At 34.0% G+C, this 16406-nt stretch carries 15 protein-coding genes; 11 read left to right on the top strand and 4 right to left on the bottom strand.

Going from position 1 to position 16406, the window contains the following annotated elements; translation table 11 throughout:
- Nucleotides 1–31 precede the first annotated feature (31 nt).
- The gene (locus AC6CHH_RS15775) at nucleotides 32–2308 is read right to left on the bottom strand and encodes an ATP-dependent helicase (protein WP_498284610.1); all 2277 of its coding nucleotides are present in this window, start codon (nucleotides 2306–2308) and stop codon (nucleotides 32–34) included.
- A gap of 153 nt (nucleotides 2309–2461) precedes the next feature.
- Between AC6CHH_RS15775 and AC6CHH_RS15780 the strand changes: the two genes are divergently transcribed.
- Entirely contained in the window at nucleotides 2462–3142 is a 681-nt protein-coding gene (locus AC6CHH_RS15780; RefSeq protein ID WP_498284612.1) for a M15 family metallopeptidase, read from the top strand.
- Nucleotides 3143–3225: 83 nt separating this feature from the next.
- Here the strand turns inward: AC6CHH_RS15780 and dnaB are convergent, their stop codons facing one another.
- Nucleotides 3226–4824 (bottom strand): replicative DNA helicase, encoded by a 1599-nt coding sequence (dnaB, locus tag AC6CHH_RS15785; RefSeq protein WP_498284614.1) that lies wholly within the window; start codon nucleotides 4822–4824, stop codon nucleotides 3226–3228.
- 394 nt (nucleotides 4825–5218) lie between these two features.
- Between dnaB and ubiE the strand changes: the two genes are divergently transcribed.
- From ubiE to AC6CHH_RS15805, 4 genes are read left to right on the top strand one after another with little or no spacing between them, the layout of a single operon-like run.
- Nucleotides 5219–5956: a bifunctional demethylmenaquinone methyltransferase/2-methoxy-6-polyprenyl-1,4-benzoquinol methylase UbiE gene (gene ubiE / locus AC6CHH_RS15790; protein ID WP_498284616.1), complete on the top strand. Its 738-nt coding sequence runs from the start codon at nucleotides 5219–5221 to the stop codon at nucleotides 5954–5956.
- A gap of 28 nt (nucleotides 5957–5984) precedes the next feature.
- Complete coding sequence (locus AC6CHH_RS15795) at nucleotides 5985–6752, top strand: SDR family NAD(P)-dependent oxidoreductase (RefSeq protein WP_498284618.1); 768 nt, start codon at nucleotides 5985–5987, stop codon at nucleotides 6750–6752.
- Between the two features lie 4 nt (nucleotides 6753–6756).
- A complete protein-coding gene (locus AC6CHH_RS15800; protein WP_498284620.1) occupies nucleotides 6757–7206 on the top strand; it encodes a GatB/YqeY domain-containing protein in 450 nt (149 codons plus the stop codon).
- A gap of 7 nt (nucleotides 7207–7213) precedes the next feature.
- Nucleotides 7214–7678: a GNAT family N-acetyltransferase gene (locus AC6CHH_RS15805; RefSeq protein WP_498284622.1), complete on the top strand. Its 465-nt coding sequence runs from the start codon at nucleotides 7214–7216 to the stop codon at nucleotides 7676–7678.
- A 33-nt stretch (nucleotides 7679–7711) separates the two neighbouring features.
- On the opposite strand, the gene glsB is transcribed toward AC6CHH_RS15805, so the two are convergent.
- Complete coding sequence (glsB, locus tag AC6CHH_RS15810; RefSeq protein ID WP_498284624.1) at nucleotides 7712–8677, bottom strand: glycine N(alpha)-acyltransferase GlsB; 966 nt, start codon at nucleotides 8675–8677, stop codon at nucleotides 7712–7714.
- Between the two features lie 3 nt (nucleotides 8678–8680).
- Nucleotides 8681–9514, bottom strand: a complete 834-nt coding sequence (gene glsA, locus AC6CHH_RS15815) for a lyso-glycine lipid O-acyltransferase GlsA (RefSeq protein ID WP_498284626.1) — start codon at nucleotides 9512–9514, stop codon at nucleotides 8681–8683.
- A 179-nt stretch (nucleotides 9515–9693) separates the two neighbouring features.
- Here glsA and AC6CHH_RS15820 point away from each other — a divergent pair, with 179 nt between their 5' ends.
- The 6 genes from AC6CHH_RS15820 (at nucleotide 9694) to AC6CHH_RS15845 (ending at nucleotide 16322) form a co-directional block, all read left to right on the top strand.
- The gene (locus tag AC6CHH_RS15820; RefSeq protein ID WP_498284628.1) at nucleotides 9694–10356 is read left to right on the top strand and encodes a CBS domain-containing protein; all 663 of its coding nucleotides are present in this window, start codon (nucleotides 9694–9696) and stop codon (nucleotides 10354–10356) included.
- A gap of 44 nt (nucleotides 10357–10400) precedes the next feature.
- Entirely contained in the window at nucleotides 10401–11294 is an 894-nt protein-coding gene (locus AC6CHH_RS15825) for an NAD kinase (protein WP_498284630.1), read from the top strand.
- A 341-nt stretch (nucleotides 11295–11635) separates the two neighbouring features.
- Entirely contained in the window at nucleotides 11636–12373 is a 738-nt protein-coding gene (gene uppS, locus AC6CHH_RS15830; protein ID WP_498284632.1) for an undecaprenyl pyrophosphate synthase, read from the top strand.
- Between the two features lie 118 nt (nucleotides 12374–12491).
- Entirely contained in the window at nucleotides 12492–15065 is a 2574-nt protein-coding gene (gene bamA, locus AC6CHH_RS15835) for an outer membrane protein assembly factor BamA (protein ID WP_498284634.1), read from the top strand.
- Between the two features lie 61 nt (nucleotides 15066–15126).
- Complete coding sequence (locus AC6CHH_RS15840) at nucleotides 15127–15660, top strand: OmpH/Skp family outer membrane protein (RefSeq protein WP_498284635.1); 534 nt, start codon at nucleotides 15127–15129, stop codon at nucleotides 15658–15660.
- Between the two features lie 92 nt (nucleotides 15661–15752).
- On the top strand, nucleotides 15753–16322 hold the full coding sequence (locus AC6CHH_RS15845; protein WP_498284637.1) for an OmpH/Skp family outer membrane protein: 570 nt from the start codon (nucleotides 15753–15755) through the stop codon (nucleotides 16320–16322).
- Nucleotides 16323–16406 lie beyond the last annotated feature (84 nt).

Genomic DNA, 16406 nt, shown 5'->3' on the forward strand with positions numbered 1-16406 from the left:
GCAGTATGTATTAAATTTTGCTAAATCAATATTATTCTACTATTCTAAGTTTGGCAAATTTAAGCAACAATTGCTTCTGTCCCAACTCTTTGAAAAAAATAGTTGCTTTTATATCAGATTTATTGCCTTCAAGGTTGATCACTTTCCCAAAACCAAATCGTTCATGCTCTACTTCCATCCCAACTTGTAATCCTGAGGTATCAGATGGTGCAAATCCTGGAGTTGGAATATGTGCTTTTGGCAAGATAGAGGTCGTCTTAACAACTTTCGGTTTGGGTTTAGAAAATACATCACCCTGATCTTTCCTCTGCCAATTTAATCTTTCTGAATTGAAATCTTCATTAGCGCGAGATTGAACTTTAGGATTAAAGTTCAAATCCAAACAACTCGGATCCAATTCATCTAAAAATCTACTTGGTTCACAGTTATTTAAAGATCCCCATCTGTACCTTGATGTAGCATATGACAAATGCAACTTCTTTTCAGCACGTGTTACTGCAACATAAAATAACCGCCTCTCTTCCTCTAACTCAGATCTTGAATTCAAAGACAATTGAGAGGGAAACAAGTTCTCTTCTAATCCGACGATAAAAACCATAGGATATTCCAATCCTTTAGAAGCATGTATTGTCATTAAAGAAACAGTATCTGCATTTGGATCTTTATCATTATCATCGTTTGTTAACAAGGCTATATCTTGCATGAAAATATCTAAACCCTTATCGTCTATGTCCTCTCTTTCCGAAAATTCCTTTATTCCATTTAATAATTCTTGAATGTTTTCATAACGACTCAATCCTTCCACTGATTTATCCTCATAAAGCTCCTTTAATAATCCTGAGTGTTGAGCAATATGCATCGCAGTATCGAAGGCAGAATTGGTTTTTGCTAAAGCTTGAAAACCTTGAATCATTAAACCAAAATTCGTCACAGAACCGGCACTTCTTCCATCTATAAACATTTGAGCATTTGCGACGACATCCCATAGCCTTACTTGTTGTTGATCTGCAACAATCCGAATTTTATCTAATGTTGTATCTCCAATTCCTCGACGTGGATAATTTATTACTCGTTTTAATGCTTCTTCATCATTTGGATTGAAAGTAAGTCTAAAATAAGCAATTAAATCTTTAATTTCTTTTCGCTGATAAAAAGAAGTTCCACCATATAGTTTATAGGGGACGTTTAATTTTCGTAACGCCTCCTCTAATGATCTCGATTGAGCATTTGTCCTGTATAAAATTGCAAAGTCTTTGTAATACAAACCTTTAAGAGCCTTTTCTTCTGCAATTGCTTCTGCAACAATTTTTCCCTCTTCATTATCGGAAAATGCTCTACATACCTTAATCTTATCACCTTGTTCATTATCAGAAAATACATTCTTTTCCAATTGATTTTTATTGTTAGCAATTATGCTATTTGCGGCGTTTACAATCGTTTTTGTTGAACGGTAGTTTTGCTCTAATTTATAAATCTTTACGTCTGGATAATCTTTCTGAAAATTAAGAATATTTTGAATATTAGCTCCGCGGAAAGCATAGATACTCTGTGCATCATCACCAACCACACAAATATTCTCATTCATTGCTGCCAATCGCTTTACGATTAGATATTGCGAAAAATTTGTATCCTGATATTCATCCACCATTAAATATTTAAACTGATGTTGATATTTATACAAAACTTCAGGATACTTATTTAAAAGGACGTTAGTTTTAAATAATAGATCATCAAAATCCATTGCGCCCGCCCTGTAGCATCGCTGTGCATAAGTCATATAAATTTGTCCCAACTGGCCTCTCCCATTTGATTGATCTTCCGCCAGTATAGACTCATTTTTGTTGTATTCCTGAGGTGAGATTAAATTATTCTTCGCTGAGGAGATTCTTCCATAGACATGATTAACATTATAGAGCTTATCGTCAAGCTCCATTTCTTTTAAAATTGAACGCAATAAACTTTTAGTATCATCTGTATCATAAATAGTAAAGTTTTTAGGATACCCAATCAACTCTGCTTCAACTCTCAATATACGCGCGAACACTGAGTGAAAGGTTCCCATCCAAATGTTTTTTGCCTCTAAGCCAACAACCTTTGTTATACGCTCACGCATTTCTTTTGCGGCCTTGTTGGTAAATGTCAAAACCAAAATATTAAAGGGATCAACTCCCTGTCTGATAAGATGTGCTACTCTATATGTTATTACACGTGTTTTTCCTGAACCTGCACCAGCGACAATCATCACCGGACCTTTAATCTGTTCAACAGCAGCTCTTTGCGAAGGGTTTAATCCTGCTAAATAATCCAATATAGTCTCCTAAATTTATCGTAAGTAATACCACTAAAAAGGGGACTCAAATTTAGTAAAAATACCAGTACTTTTTTAGAACTTTTATCAACACAAACATAGATTAACTTTCCTTAACATTTTTTTTGTTAATTTGACAAATACATTACCCATATGAAACCACCTATCACCCTTAAAACCTTACTCTTGCTTTTATTCTTAGGTTCTTGTATAAGTTCTAAAAATAGCATCAATCAATTTATTAATTTAAAGTCAGCTATACCAGAAATTGAAATAGATCTTCGATATTATGGAAAAAATAATTTTATTGGCAGACCAGTTAGAGGATATCACAAGCCTATCGCATACTTAACAGTTGAAGCAACTCAAGCATTAAAACGTGTTCAAAATTCATTAAAAAAAGAAGGTTTGGGTCTGAAAGTCTTTGATGCATATCGACCTCAACAATCTGTAGATCATTTCAAATCTTGGGCTCTTCAAATACGAGATACGCTGACCAAAAAAGAATTTTACCCAGATATTGATAAGCATGATCTTTTTAAACTGGGATATATCGCGGAAAAATCAGGCCATAGCAGAGGAAGTACTATTGACCTAACTATTATTAATTTGGATGACAAATCTGAGTTGGATATGGGATCTGTTTTTGATTTTTTTGGAAAAAAATCTCATCATAATTATTCAAATCTAACTGAATTGCAGAAAAAAAATCGCAAAAAATTAAAGAACGTTATGGAAGAATATGGGTTCATCTCTTATTCCGAGGAATGGTGGCATTACACATTAAAAGATGAACCTTTCACTAATAAATATTTTAATTATCCAATTCAGTAAACAATTATCTCCTTTAGTAGTAAATAAGTGTTACGCTCCATTTTATAAAAATTAATAAAGGGACTTTTCTTGATAAACTTAGTCTAAAAAGGAGCATCGTCTGGCATGTCATTCATTTTGGAAGGCATGGTAATACCTCCTGCCTGTCCACCAAAATCATTTGAAGGTTGAATTGAATTACTATTGAAGCCACCACCAAAATCATTAAAGCTACCTGAATCAGGTCCTAATCCTGAGAAATCATCCTCTAAATCTACAAATTTCACATACTTGCCAATAAAGCGCAATGGTACTATTCCAGTTTCACCATTTCTGTGTTTCGCTATAATCACTTCTCCTACACCAACTGTAGATCGACCCTCTTCATCTTCCAAAAGCCCATAGTACTCCGGACGGTAAAGGAAAAGTACCATATCAGCATCCTGTTCAATAGATCCAGATTCACGCAAATCTGATAACATAGGACGTTTACTATTACCCGGTCTTGACTCTACAGCCCGGCTTAATTGAGAAAGCGCTAAAACAGGAATATTCAATTCTTTCGCTACCGACTTTAGTGCACGAGAAATACTACCAATTTCTTGTTCACGATTTCCACCACCTTTTCCTTCTGCCTTTCCGTGCATTAACTGTAAATAATCGACAATGACCATTTGTATATCATATTGTGCCTTAAGTCGTCTACATTTAGCGCGAAACTCGAATACATTTAACGCTGGAGTATCGTCAATTATTAGAGGTGCTTCAGTTAATCTACCTATTCTAGAATGAAGTTGTTGCCATTCATGATCAGCCAAACTTCCTTTTTTAAGCTTTTCTTGTTCAATTTCTGTCTCACCTGCAATTAGACGGTTTACCAATTGAACAGAGGACATTTCTAGCGAAAAAACTGCCACAGGTTTCTGGTGATCGACTGCTGCATTCCTAGCCACAGAAAGAACAAATGCGGTTTTACCCATTGCAGGTCTAGCGGCAATAATAACCAAATCTGAAGGTTGCCACCCTGAGGTCATACGATCTAACGCTGTCAGACCAGAAGGAATACCTGTTAACCCATCTGTACGATCACGCAAAAGCTCCAAATTATTTATTGCCTCACGCATAATATCATCCATCTTTCGAGAATCCCTCCTTAAGTTATTCTGTGCAATATCAAATAGAGATTTTTCTGCATGGTCTAGTAGATCAAAAATATCGCTAGTTTCATCGTAGGACGCATTAATAATTTCTGTGGAAACTTTTATTAATTCGCGCTGTATATACTTTTGCGAAATTATCCTGGCATGAAATTCAATATTCGCTGCCGAGACTACCCGATCCGTAAGTTGTGTAATATAATATGCCCCTCCTACCATTTCCAATGATCCCATCTGTCTCAATTCGGAGACTACAGTCAATAAATCAATAGGAGATGTCTTTTGAAAGAGATTATAGATTGACTGAAATATTTTTTGATGAGATTCTTTGTAAAAAGATTCTGGCTTTAAAATATCAATTACTTCACTTAGCGCATTTTTTTCTAACATAAGTGCACCAAGAACCGCCTCCTCTAAATCCAACGCTTGAGGGGGAAGTTTACCCAAACCACTTATTAAGTTGTTTAGGTTGGTTCGCTTTTTATTAAAATTTGCACGACCAGTCTGATCTGAAGCGCTATTTGTAAATTCGTTTTCTAAAGACATACTAAAAAATATTCTACGGCTTGATAAATCCTGTTTTAAAGATAGGATAACAAATGTAAGAAAAATAAAATGACGCCACCTTACAAGTTTTTAACAGTTAAAATAGGCCCCCTCAACAAACATGCAACAGGATACCAGAATAGACATACAATATTCCACATTGCATGTTTAAAACGTGTTAATAAACAGCATTAAATATTGATAATAAACTACTTAAAACCCATGTTAATAACACTGCTAGTTGTGGATAACCAGATCTTGAACGCTCAATAAATTTAAGTTCTATTTCATTTTCAGCGCAAGGGAGGAATGTTGTAAAAATTGTTTACTTTATATGTAAAAGGGATCATTTTACGTCTTATTTTTCTGTATACTTTATTGTATCTTTGTTTTTATGTCAAACGATTCATCTGCAGTAAAACCCTATAGCAAGGATGGGAGTAAAAAAGAACAAGTTGCTGATATGTTTAACAACATATCAGGCACTTATGATCTTTTAAACCGGTTTATGACTATGGGAATAGACACCATTTGGAGAAAAAAAGCAATTCGATCCTTACAGGCGTTAAATCCAAAAACTATATTAGATGTTGCAACAGGTACTGGTGATTTTGCAATTGATGCCATCCGAATTCTAAACCCGACAAAGATTATAGGATTAGACATCTCTCAGGGTATGTTAGACGTCGCTCAAGAAAAAATAAAAAAGAAAGGATTAGAAAACCAGTTTGAACTTGTTTTAGGAGATTCAGAAAAACTCCCTTTCGAAAATGAAGCTTTTGATGCGGTTACTGTAGCCTTTGGAGTCCGTAATTTTGAAAATTTGGATAAAGGATTATCTGATATTCTAAGAGTATTAAAGCCTGGAGGCAAAGCCGTTATTTTAGAATTATCAAACCCCACTGTCTTTCCTGTCAAACAATTATTTCATTTTTACTTTCATAGGTTAACGCCTGCAATTGGTAAATTAATATCTAAAGACAATAGAGCTTATAAATACTTACCGGAGTCTGTTGCTAAATTTCCTGATGGACAAAGATTTGCTGAGATTACAAAAAACGCCGGTTTCAAATCCTGTAAAGTTAGAATCCAAACCTTTGGATTCTGTACTATATATGAATGTAATAAATAATTAGTTTCATTCAGTAAATAAAATATCAATGAGAACAGTTTTAATTACAGGAGCAAGCTCAGGAATTGGCGAAGCTTGCGCATTAGAATTAGCTTCACAAGGTGAATATCGTCTCTTGCTTTGCGCAAGAAGACTAGAGAAAATCAGAATATTGTCGCAAAAAATTAAAAAGATAAATCAATTTTGTGAGGTAAACATTTTTGAACTAGATGTCAGAAAATCGGATGACATACAACGTGTTTTAAAATCTCTACCTGTCGAATGGAAAAGTATTGATGTTTTAATTAATAATGCTGGATTAAGTCAAGGGCTTGACCCCATTCAAGACGGAGACATTGCTGACTGGGATAGAATGATTGACACAAATATTAAGGGATTATTATATGTTACCAAACATGTAGTTCCTTATATGCAACAAAGCGATTACGCCCACATCATTAATATGGGTTCAATAGCTGGCAAAGAAGTTTATCCAAATGGAAATGTTTATTGCGCGACCAAACATGCCGTAGATGCTTTAAACAAAGCTATGCGGATTGATTTACTTCAGTCAGGCATCAAAGTGACAGCGATTAATCCTGGTATGGTAGAAACTGAATTCTCAGAAGTCAGGTTCCACGGGGACAAAGAAAGAGCAAAGTCTGTTTATGAGGGATTGATTCCTTTATCTGGTAATGATATAGCAGAAATTGTTTCTTTCATACTCTCAAGGCCCAAACATGTAAACATTAATGATATTATTGTGATGCCAACAGCTCAAGCTACTGGATCCATTATAAAAAGAGAAAAAATATAATATTATGTCTTTAGAAACACAAATAAATGAGGATATCAAGGCTGCAATGATAGCCAAAAATTCAATTAAACTTAGAGGTTTACGCGCTATTAAGGCAGCAATTTTATTAGCAAAAACTGAAAAAGGTCATTCTGACGATATTACTTCAGAAACTGAAATTAAGGTCTTACAAAAATTGGCTAAACAGCGTAAGGAATCCGCTGAAATTTACAAACAACAGAACCGCGAAGATCTTTTACAAATTGAAACCGAGGAATTAGAAGTTATTGAGGGATATTTGCCAACACAAATGGATAAAACTGCTATCGAGGTAATAGTGAAACAAATAATTTCAGAATCGGGAGCTGTATCTATTAAAGATATGGGTAAAATCATGGGGTTGGCAAACCAAAAATTAGCAGGAAAAGCTGATGGAAAAACAATTTCTGAAGTAGTAAAAACCTTATTGAGTTAAAAAGCCAATGGAATGGAAGATAAAGTCCTTCGAAGAACTAACCAGCTTAGAGCTTTATAAAATCCTTCAATTGCGCATTAATGTTTTCATGCTTGAACAGGATTGTTTGTATCCAGAATGCGATGACAAAGATCTTAAAGGAAATCATCTATTTTTAATGGATAAAGGAATTTGCAAAGCCTACGCGAGGTTATTACCTCCAGAGGTATCTTTTTTAAATTGTTCCTCTATTGGACGGGTGGTCGTGAATCCAGAGTATCGAAAGCATAAATTGGGCAAAATCCTTATGCAAAAGGCTATTGAAACTCAAATGTTATACTTTCCAAAAAATTCTATTAAAATAAGTGCACAATTATATTTAGAGAATTTTTATACCGGTTTAGGCTTTCAAAAAATAAGTGAAGAGTATTTGGAAGATAATATTCCCCATATCGAAATGATTTTTGATATAAAAAACAAAGGAAAAAGTTAAACTTTTTCCTTTGTTTTTTCCTTGAACAGCTTGTTATCTAGATTTTACAGGTCTTTCTCCGAAATGTCTATCCCTTTCAAAAGTTGACATATGTCTTTCTTTTTTTGCGGGATAAATATCATCCAAACAAATCATAATACCTGTTTCTTCTACCTCCCCAAACTCGTTGTTTCTTGCCGTACCGAAGACGCGCATGGTGGGGGAAAGATTCATATACGTATTTATTAATGGCGGTATATTTTCACCAAGTTCCCTAATCTTAGTGTTTAGTATCTTATACCCTTCCTTATATTCAAATCCATCAAACATGCCAACGAAATCTGATATATCCGTTTTATATCCCAGATTCAGTTCATTCATTGGTTGAACCAAATTATCCTTGTCGGGAAAATAATGATTCATAAAATAAATTAATAAATCTCTAGCTTGAGCATTGTAATGTGGATACATAGTCACCTTTCCAAAAAGGTATTTTACGTCTGGATTTAATAAAACCAAAGCGCCCAACCCATCCCAAAGATTATCTAATGAAAATAATCCTTTTCGATTGTCAATAGCTGGTTGATACTTCGGCTGTACCCAAGATCTCCCTAATTCCAATGTCTTAGGTAAAAACTCTTTATTGAACTTATCCGAAAAATCAAAATAATGTGCTGTTGACAAATGAACTTCACCATCCTTAGCTATTGCTTGATCACATTTGATAACCCTGTATCCGGCTATAATTTCTTCTTCCTCTGGATTCCAAGCTATTAATTGATCATAATTATGTTCACACGTATCATTTTCGTCAATATCTAATGGTAAACCTGTTCCTCCTCCAGCTGTCCTAAAGGTAAGTTCCCTAAGTCGACCTATTTCTTTCATGATATGGGGGGCAGTATGATAGTTTACCAAATACACTTCATTATTGCCATTATTCGTATACCGAATAAAGGCTTCTTTGGTAAGCTCCGCTTTAATAAGAACTCGATCAACTGGTTGTATTATTTCTTGCATATATTATTTTTTACCTTCGGCCATCTCATAAACCTTTTCCTTAATATTGGCAGCCCATTGGCGTTCATTTTTACTCTGATCAAATTGAGTATACGGTATTTTATTTCCAATTTTTATTGTTATATCCTTACCTTTTTGTGAGAACATCTCGTCGGGTAAATATAACATTTCAATATTAGCTTTTATCCCCAGTGTGTTTCTAATATTCGCTAAATTATAGAAGAAATTTGAGTTCCGCCCTTCAATGTAAACAGGAATAATATCTTTTTTATATTTTTTAGCCTTATTAATAAAGCTTTTCTTCCATTCTAAATCTACTATTTTTCCGTCAATTTTCCTGGAAACAAGTCCTGCAGGAAACACTAATAAAGCATGATCAGCTGCATAAGCATTTTCTATTGCTGCGATGCCAGACTTACTTTGTCCCCCCAGTTTATTGACTGGTACAAATAAAGGTTCTAGATTCCTAATATTCATTAAAATATCATTTACTAGAAATTTAACATCTTTCCTATACTTACCAATCGCTTGCATAAAGGCTACGCCGTCTAATCCACCTAAGGGATGATTGGAAGCAAAAATTACACTTCCATTCTCAGGGATATTTTCAGCTCCTTCTAGCAAAACATTTACTTTTAATTCCTTTAGTAATGAATCTACGAAATCCAGTCCAAATTTATCATGATAAGTATTCATGATGTAATTTATTTCTTCTTCGTGAATCACTCGCTCCAAATAGCTAATTAAAGGTTTTGGTATCCATTTGGCTAACTTCGGACTTTTTTTATGTATAACTTCCCTTATTTGAATAAACTTTTCTTGTTCTAGTAAGTCCATGTAATAACCACTCTTTTTAAAGTAGCGTAAAATTACACAAATACTTTTAAGTACAGTAAAACATCTATTTATTTTACATGAAATTATATATTTTCTTTACCTTAGCAAGGAAAGTTAAAATAAATTAAATTAGAATTAAACGTTTTCTGATTTTTGGGGTTTAATTAATAAAAGGTATTATGTATATAGGTGAAAACATATCTACCCTCTATACCGAAGTCAGTCCTAATGACACGGTTGCATATACATTGGATAAAGTTAATGAACTTCACTTCCATCAACTTCCAGTCGTAAATGATAAAGATTATTTAGGAATTATCACTGAGGACAATCTACTTTCCGTTGAGGATGATAACCTATTAATTAATGAATTAAATATTAATTTTTCATTTATTTACCTCTACGATTATCAACATATTTATGATGCACTTCAACAAATGGAGATTCACAAACTTGATGTTTTGCCCATCTTAAATAATGAAAATAAATACGTTGGGGTAATTACTCAAGCGGACATACTGAGCGCAATTAATACAACTCTTTCAAATCAAGAAAAGGGAGCTATTATCGTTCTAGAGATTGAAGAAAGAGATAATACTCTAACTCATATTGCACATATCATTGAATCTGAGAACACCAAAATAATTAGCACGGGAATCAAACCAATACCTAGTTCCACAAAAATTGAATTAACAATAAAGGTCAACAAGAATAATATATCTTCCGTGTTGGCATCTTTATGGAGACATGATTACGTAGTTAAAGCTAGTTTCAATGATGGGTCCGATCAAAGCGATATTCATGAAAGGTATAATCTTTTAATGAATTATTTGGACATATAATTTCCTAGAAATCCCCATATTTGGACAAAAATAATAAAACAAGCATGAAAGAAGTTGCAATTGCTGTATATGGTCGGGAATTTAATCAATCAGTAGTTGGTTATGTGGTTGAATTGTTTACCTATCTGCGAGAAAAGAATGTAACAGTCTATATTTATCACGATTTCCATACTTTTTTAAAGAAGTTATGTAAAGTAAATTTTAAATTTAAAAAATTCAAATCTCATAAAGAACTTCCTGAACATATCTCCTTTATGTTGAGCTTAGGTGGAGATGGAACAATGCTCTCCGCGGCTACGCTAATAAAAGATACTGGGATACCGATTGCCGGGATTAACTTTGGACGATTAGGTTTTTTAGCCAACATCTCTAAAAATAAAATCGAAGAGGCGTTAGATTTGATACTTACCAATAATTACAAAATACAAAAAAGGGCATTGTTACAGGTCTCAAGTCCAGACGGAGTTCTAAAAGAGGGTGAAAATATTGCCTTGAACGACATCACTGTGTTTCGCACAGATTCTTCCGCGATGATTACTGTAAATGCTATTTTAGATAACGAACTTCTAAACTCATATTGGTCAGATGGTTTGATTATTGCCACCCCTACAGGATCAACTGCATATTCTTTAAGTTGTGGTGGGCCAATCATTATGCCTGGAAGTGGAAATTTCGTAATCACACCAATCTCACCGCATAATTTGAATGTAAGGCCAATTGTAGTTAACGAGAACATGCAATTAAGGTTAGAAATTGAAAGCAGAAGTGAAAAATATATTTTGAGTTGTGATTCGAGAAGTCAAACATTAGCTACAAAAACAACTCTATTAATTACTAAAGCATCATTTTCTATCAATCTAATTAGGTTACCAAACGATCAGTATTTCAGCATTCTAAGAGAAAAATTATTGTGGGGAATAGATGTTCGTAACTATTAAATTTAGCTTCTGTACTTCATTTAACAATATTTAATGTGTAAGGATTATTGTAAAACCTGTATCTTTACGCAAAATATATAAAATATTGAAATCCATAGACGAATCAATTGACGAATTGTTAATGTTTTCTTGGTCTCATGCGCCATCATTCTCAACGCATTGGAATCTAGATCAAACACTTCGCATAAATTCAAATAATAAATTAATTTTTCAACACCCTTTAATCATTGAAGTCCAACGTGTAATGACGCAACACAAAATAAACAAATATGCGAATTACTATTCCAATTCATTCTTAAACGAACTTGGTTTGATATGCTTGAATTAAAGAATTTGATCCAATGAACTATAAAGATAAAATAGATAAAACTAATCTGCCAAAACACATCGCTATTATTATGGATGGCAATGGGAGATGGGCAAAAGAGAAAGGAGAGCTGCGTGTATATGGTCATAAAAATGGTGTAACTGCCGTTCGTGAGACTCTTGAGGCAGCAGTGGAAATTGGAATATCCTATTTAACTTTATATGCATTCTCAACTGAAAACTGGAATAGACCAGAATTTGAAGTTAACGCATTAATGGAGTTATTAGTTAACTCCCTAAACCAAGAATTACCTACATTCCAAAAAAACAATATCAGAGTACATACAATAGGCCGAATTAGTGATCTCCCATTGCATTGTCAGGGTACTTTACAACATACCATTGATCAAACAAAAAACAACACAGGATGTACTTTAACTTTAGCTTTAAGTTATGGTTCGAGGCTAGAAATTTTGGATGCGACCAAATCAATAGCTATCCAAGTAAAAAACGGTGAAATAGACGTTAAGGATATTAATGAAGAGTTTTTTAGCAATTGCCTGTATACTAAAAACATGCCAGATCCAGACATGTTGATTAGAACCAGCGGTGAAGAAAGAGTGAGTAATTATATGTTATGGCAAATTGCCTATTCAGAAATATTTTTCCTCCCAATAATGTGGCCCGAATTTAATGGAGAAAATTTATTCGAATGTATTTATTTATTTCAGAATAGAGAAAGAAGATTCGGAAAAACTAGTGAACAACTATGAGAAATCAGTACTTTTGCAACTATTTAATAATGCCGTTTAATGGCCAATATTCGTAATATTTCTTTTAACAAAAATTAACAAGACTTTGCTGTACTTTAGCAGACTTAATAAAAAGTAAATGAAGCATATAATAAAAATCACTACTTTACTGACTATCTTAATTTGTAACTTCTCACAGGCACAAATTTCAGGAAACAGACCAATTAACCTGAATAATCCTGATGAAATCAGCTACCTCGATCCAAAGAACTATGTTATAGGTGGGATTACCGTCACTGGCGCTCAGCACCTAGATAAAGATGTATTGATTACCATTTCTAAGCTAACAGTTGGTCAATATATTGAAGTTCCAAGCGAACAAACAGCTAATGTGATTAAAGATTTGATGGATCAAAATCTATTCGAAAGTGTAGAATTATATGCAACCAGTATTCAAGAAGAAACTATTTTTCTTGAAATCAGAGTACAAGAAAGACCACGATTAACAAGAGTAGACATTACAGGATTAAGTAAAACCCAAACTGAGGAAGTACGAAAAAGACTGAATACAAATGCCGGTAAAATTGTTAATGATAATTTATTATTAACAACACGAAATACAATCGAGAAATTTTTGAGAGAGAAATCGTACTTATATCCAGAGATAAAAATTACCACAAAAAAAGATTCCTCGCAAGCTAATAACGAGATAGTACATGTCGCTGTTGACAGGAATAAAAAGATTAAAGTTAAGAAAGTTGAATTTTCTGGTAATGAAAAGTTCACAGATAAACAGTTAAGGAAGTACCTAAAAGGGGTAAAACCAAGGGCTTGGTTTAGGGTTTTTGGTCCTGGTAAATTTAAAGAGGATAAATACGAAGAAGCAAAAACCAACCTCACAGCTAAAATGCAAGACAAGGGTTACCGGGATGCAGAAATTATAAAGGATTCTGTTTATCGAGCTGACGAAAATGAAGTTGCTATTGATTTAGAAATTTATGAGGGTCCGCGTTATTATGTAGGAAACATAAATTGGTCAGGAAATTCAAAATTCAAAGATTCAGTACTTAACATCTTATTAGGCATTAAAAAAGGAGATGTATTTAGTGAGGAAAAATTAACAAGCAAACTCTCAGGGCCTACACGGAACTCAGATGATATTGCCGCTGTATATCAGAATGATGGATACCTTACGTTCACTGTACAACCTGTTATCAAACGCATATACTCAGATACAGTAGATTTAGAAATTCAAATGTTTGAAGGTAAACAATACACCATTAACAACGTCATCTTAAAAGGGAACGATGTGACAAATGACCGTGTAGTTTTACGTTCGATCTATTCCAAACCTGGGCAAAAATATTCTAGAGAATTGTTGGTAAGAAGTGTTCGAGAAATATCTCAATTAGGGATGTTTGATGAACAAAAGATCACCCCAATGCCTATTAATTTAAATTATGAAGAAGGAACAACTGATATTGAATTTACAGTAGCAGAAAAACCCTCTGATCAAGTTGAATTATCCGGAGGATATGGTGCAGGACAAGTAATCGGTACCTTGGGATTAACATTTAATAACTTTTCAACGAGTAATTTTTTCAAAAAAGAAGCATGGAAACCTCTTCCCCGGGGAGATGGCCAAAAATTGAGTATCCGTGGTCAAACTTCAGGAAAGCGCTACCAATCTTACAGTTTTTCTTTCTCTGAACCATGGTTAGGTGGTAAGAAACCTGTATATTTTGGTCTAAGTGCCTATATATCCAATTCGCAATCTCAATACTATAATTGGCAAACGGGCCGTTATGAAGGGTATGAGAACAATCCTAAAATTCAAATGCACGGTGTGACCGCAACTTTAGGGAAACGTTTACAATGGCCTGATAATTATTTTCAGATAAATAGTTCTTTGTCTTACCAAAGATATTATTTGGATAATTACGGTAGTTATTTCATATTCGATAGTGGTACCGCATATAATATCAATTTCACACAAGAGATTAGTAGAAATTCCATTGATGCCCCCATTTATCCGACCTCTGGATCGCATTTGAAATTTAGCGTTCAATTGACTCCACCATATTCACTAATGAATAACATCAATTATGCAACGGCTCCTGACAATGAAAAATTCAAATGGACGGAATACCATAAATGGAAATTTGATTCCCAATGGTACACTAAAATTGTGGGTAAATTGGTTTTGAAGACACAGGCACAATTTGGTTATTTAGGATCTTATGGTGATGAAACCCCAACCTCTCCTTTTGAACGATTTAAATTAGGAGGTGATGGAATGCAAGGATTTGACTTCCTTCAAGGTTCAGAAATAATTGCAATGCGTGGATATGCGAATGGTTCGATTATTCCTGCTTCTACGGGAAGAAACCAACAAGGAATAGCAATGCAATCTGGAAGCCCAATATATGCAAAATACCAAATTGAATTACGCCATCCTATAATGCTGAATGAACAAGCAACTGTTTTTGCGCTAGCTTTTGCAGAAGCAGGAAATACCTGGAATAATTTCAGTGAAGTTAACCCGTTTAAAGTACGCCGTTCAGTTGGTGTTGGTGCTCGTATATTCTTACCTATCTTTGGTATGCTTGGAATAGACTACGGACATGCAATGGATCCAATTCCAGGCTTAGAGAGTAGCAGATGGAAGCAGAACTTTACATTTAGTATCATTCAAAACATGGGAGGATTCTAAAAATTAAACTTTTTGCAAAATGGATGGTCATAATGGTAGAATTTAATAAATATTTATGTCGATGAAAAGAATAGCACTACTTATAGTAACCCTAGCCATGATGGGCAGCGTATCGTATGCCCAAAAATTAGCATACGTAGACTCGGAATATATCATGAAGCAAATTCCTGAATATATAGCCGCTCAGAAACAATTAGACAATCTTTCTCAACAATGGCAAACCGAGGTTGATAAGCAATATGAAGAAATTGAGCGCATGTATCAGGCTTATCAAAAGGATCAAGCACAATTGAATGCAGATTTAAGGAGACGTCGTGAGGATGAGATTGTTAACAAAGAGAAAAATGTAAAAGACTTCCAAAGAAGTAAATTTGGAATGGACGGTGAACTTTTCCAAAAACGCGAAAGTTTAATGAAGCCCATCCAAGAACGAGTAGAAAAAGTAATTCAAAATATTGCATCGGAACAACAATTAGACTTTATTTTAGATAAAAGAAGCGAGGTTTCTTTTCTATATGCAAATCCTAAACTAGATAAAAGCAATGAAGTTATCATTAAATTAGGTCTGAAACCTAACAATACTTCATCGAACTAATTTTTTTTATTATTATTGCGCAACTAATTTTTAAATCATAATTTAAACAAAAAATAACTTATATAGAATAATATAAGACTAAAGAAAAAAGCATGAAAAATTTATTGAAAAGTGTAGTAGTAGCATCAGGTATTTTATTGGCATCAAATGCGGCCAATGCTCAACAAAAAATTGGACACATCAACACAGCAGAAATTGTACAGTCAACCAATGAATTCAAAGCTGCCGAAGCACAAATGAAAACTTTGAGTGATGCAAAACAAAAAGAGCTTCAAGATATGTATACTTTATACCAGAAACATCAGAATGACGCAAACGAGAAATTAAAAAACAGAAGTGAGGCCAATAAAGAAACTATTGATGCAGAAGTACAAACAATTGCTACTACGATGCGTGAAATGGAAACCCGTATTCAAGATTCTCAACGTGTAGCGCAAGAAGAAATTGGTAAAAAACAGCAAGAATTGTATGCTCCAATTGAGCAAAAAGTAATGACTGCAATCAATACTGTTGCAAAAGAAAAAGGATATGCATATGTATTAGACATTTCAAATGGCAGTGTACCTTACTTTGGTGGTGGTGACGATCTTACTGCTGATATTAAAGCTAAACTAGGCGTAACGGCATCATCCGCAGCCCCTGCTCCAGCTGTAAAAAAATAAATTTCCTGAGAATAACCACTGATTTAGAGGTAATAAGTCTCATATAAAAAAAAAGAGGCTGTATCATAAATATTTGATACAGTC

It is taken from the genome of Sphingobacterium sp. GQ94 (assembly GCF_059758715.1).

Excerpts from the sequence above, each read along its gene's own strand:
- AC6CHH_RS15780 (WP_498284612.1), top strand. The coding sequence starts at position 2,462 with ATGAAACCACCTATCACCCTTAAAACCTTACTCTTGCTTTTATTCTTA.
- dnaB (WP_498284614.1), bottom strand. The coding sequence starts at position 4,824 with ATGTCTTTAGAAAACGAATTTACAAATAGCGCTTCAGATCAGACTGGT.
- ubiE (WP_498284616.1), top strand. The coding sequence starts at position 5,219 with ATGTCAAACGATTCATCTGCAGTAAAACCCTATAGCAAGGATGGGAGT.
- AC6CHH_RS15795 (WP_498284618.1), top strand. The coding sequence starts at position 5,985 with ATGAGAACAGTTTTAATTACAGGAGCAAGCTCAGGAATTGGCGAAGCT.
- AC6CHH_RS15800 (WP_498284620.1), top strand. The coding sequence starts at position 6,757 with ATGTCTTTAGAAACACAAATAAATGAGGATATCAAGGCTGCAATGATA.
- AC6CHH_RS15805 (WP_498284622.1), top strand. The coding sequence starts at position 7,214 with ATGGAATGGAAGATAAAGTCCTTCGAAGAACTAACCAGCTTAGAGCTT.
- glsB (WP_498284624.1), bottom strand. The coding sequence starts at position 8,677 with ATGCAAGAAATAATACAACCAGTTGATCGAGTTCTTATTAAAGCGGAG.
- glsA (WP_498284626.1), bottom strand. The coding sequence starts at position 9,514 with ATGGACTTACTAGAACAAGAAAAGTTTATTCAAATAAGGGAAGTTATA.
- AC6CHH_RS15820 (WP_498284628.1), top strand. The coding sequence starts at position 9,694 with ATGTATATAGGTGAAAACATATCTACCCTCTATACCGAAGTCAGTCCT.
- AC6CHH_RS15825 (WP_498284630.1), top strand. The coding sequence starts at position 10,401 with ATGAAAGAAGTTGCAATTGCTGTATATGGTCGGGAATTTAATCAATCA.
- uppS (WP_498284632.1), top strand. The coding sequence starts at position 11,636 with ATGAACTATAAAGATAAAATAGATAAAACTAATCTGCCAAAACACATC.
- bamA (WP_498284634.1), top strand. The coding sequence starts at position 12,492 with ATGAAGCATATAATAAAAATCACTACTTTACTGACTATCTTAATTTGT.
- AC6CHH_RS15840 (WP_498284635.1), top strand. The coding sequence starts at position 15,127 with ATGAAAAGAATAGCACTACTTATAGTAACCCTAGCCATGATGGGCAGC.
- AC6CHH_RS15845 (WP_498284637.1), top strand. The coding sequence starts at position 15,753 with ATGAAAAATTTATTGAAAAGTGTAGTAGTAGCATCAGGTATTTTATTG.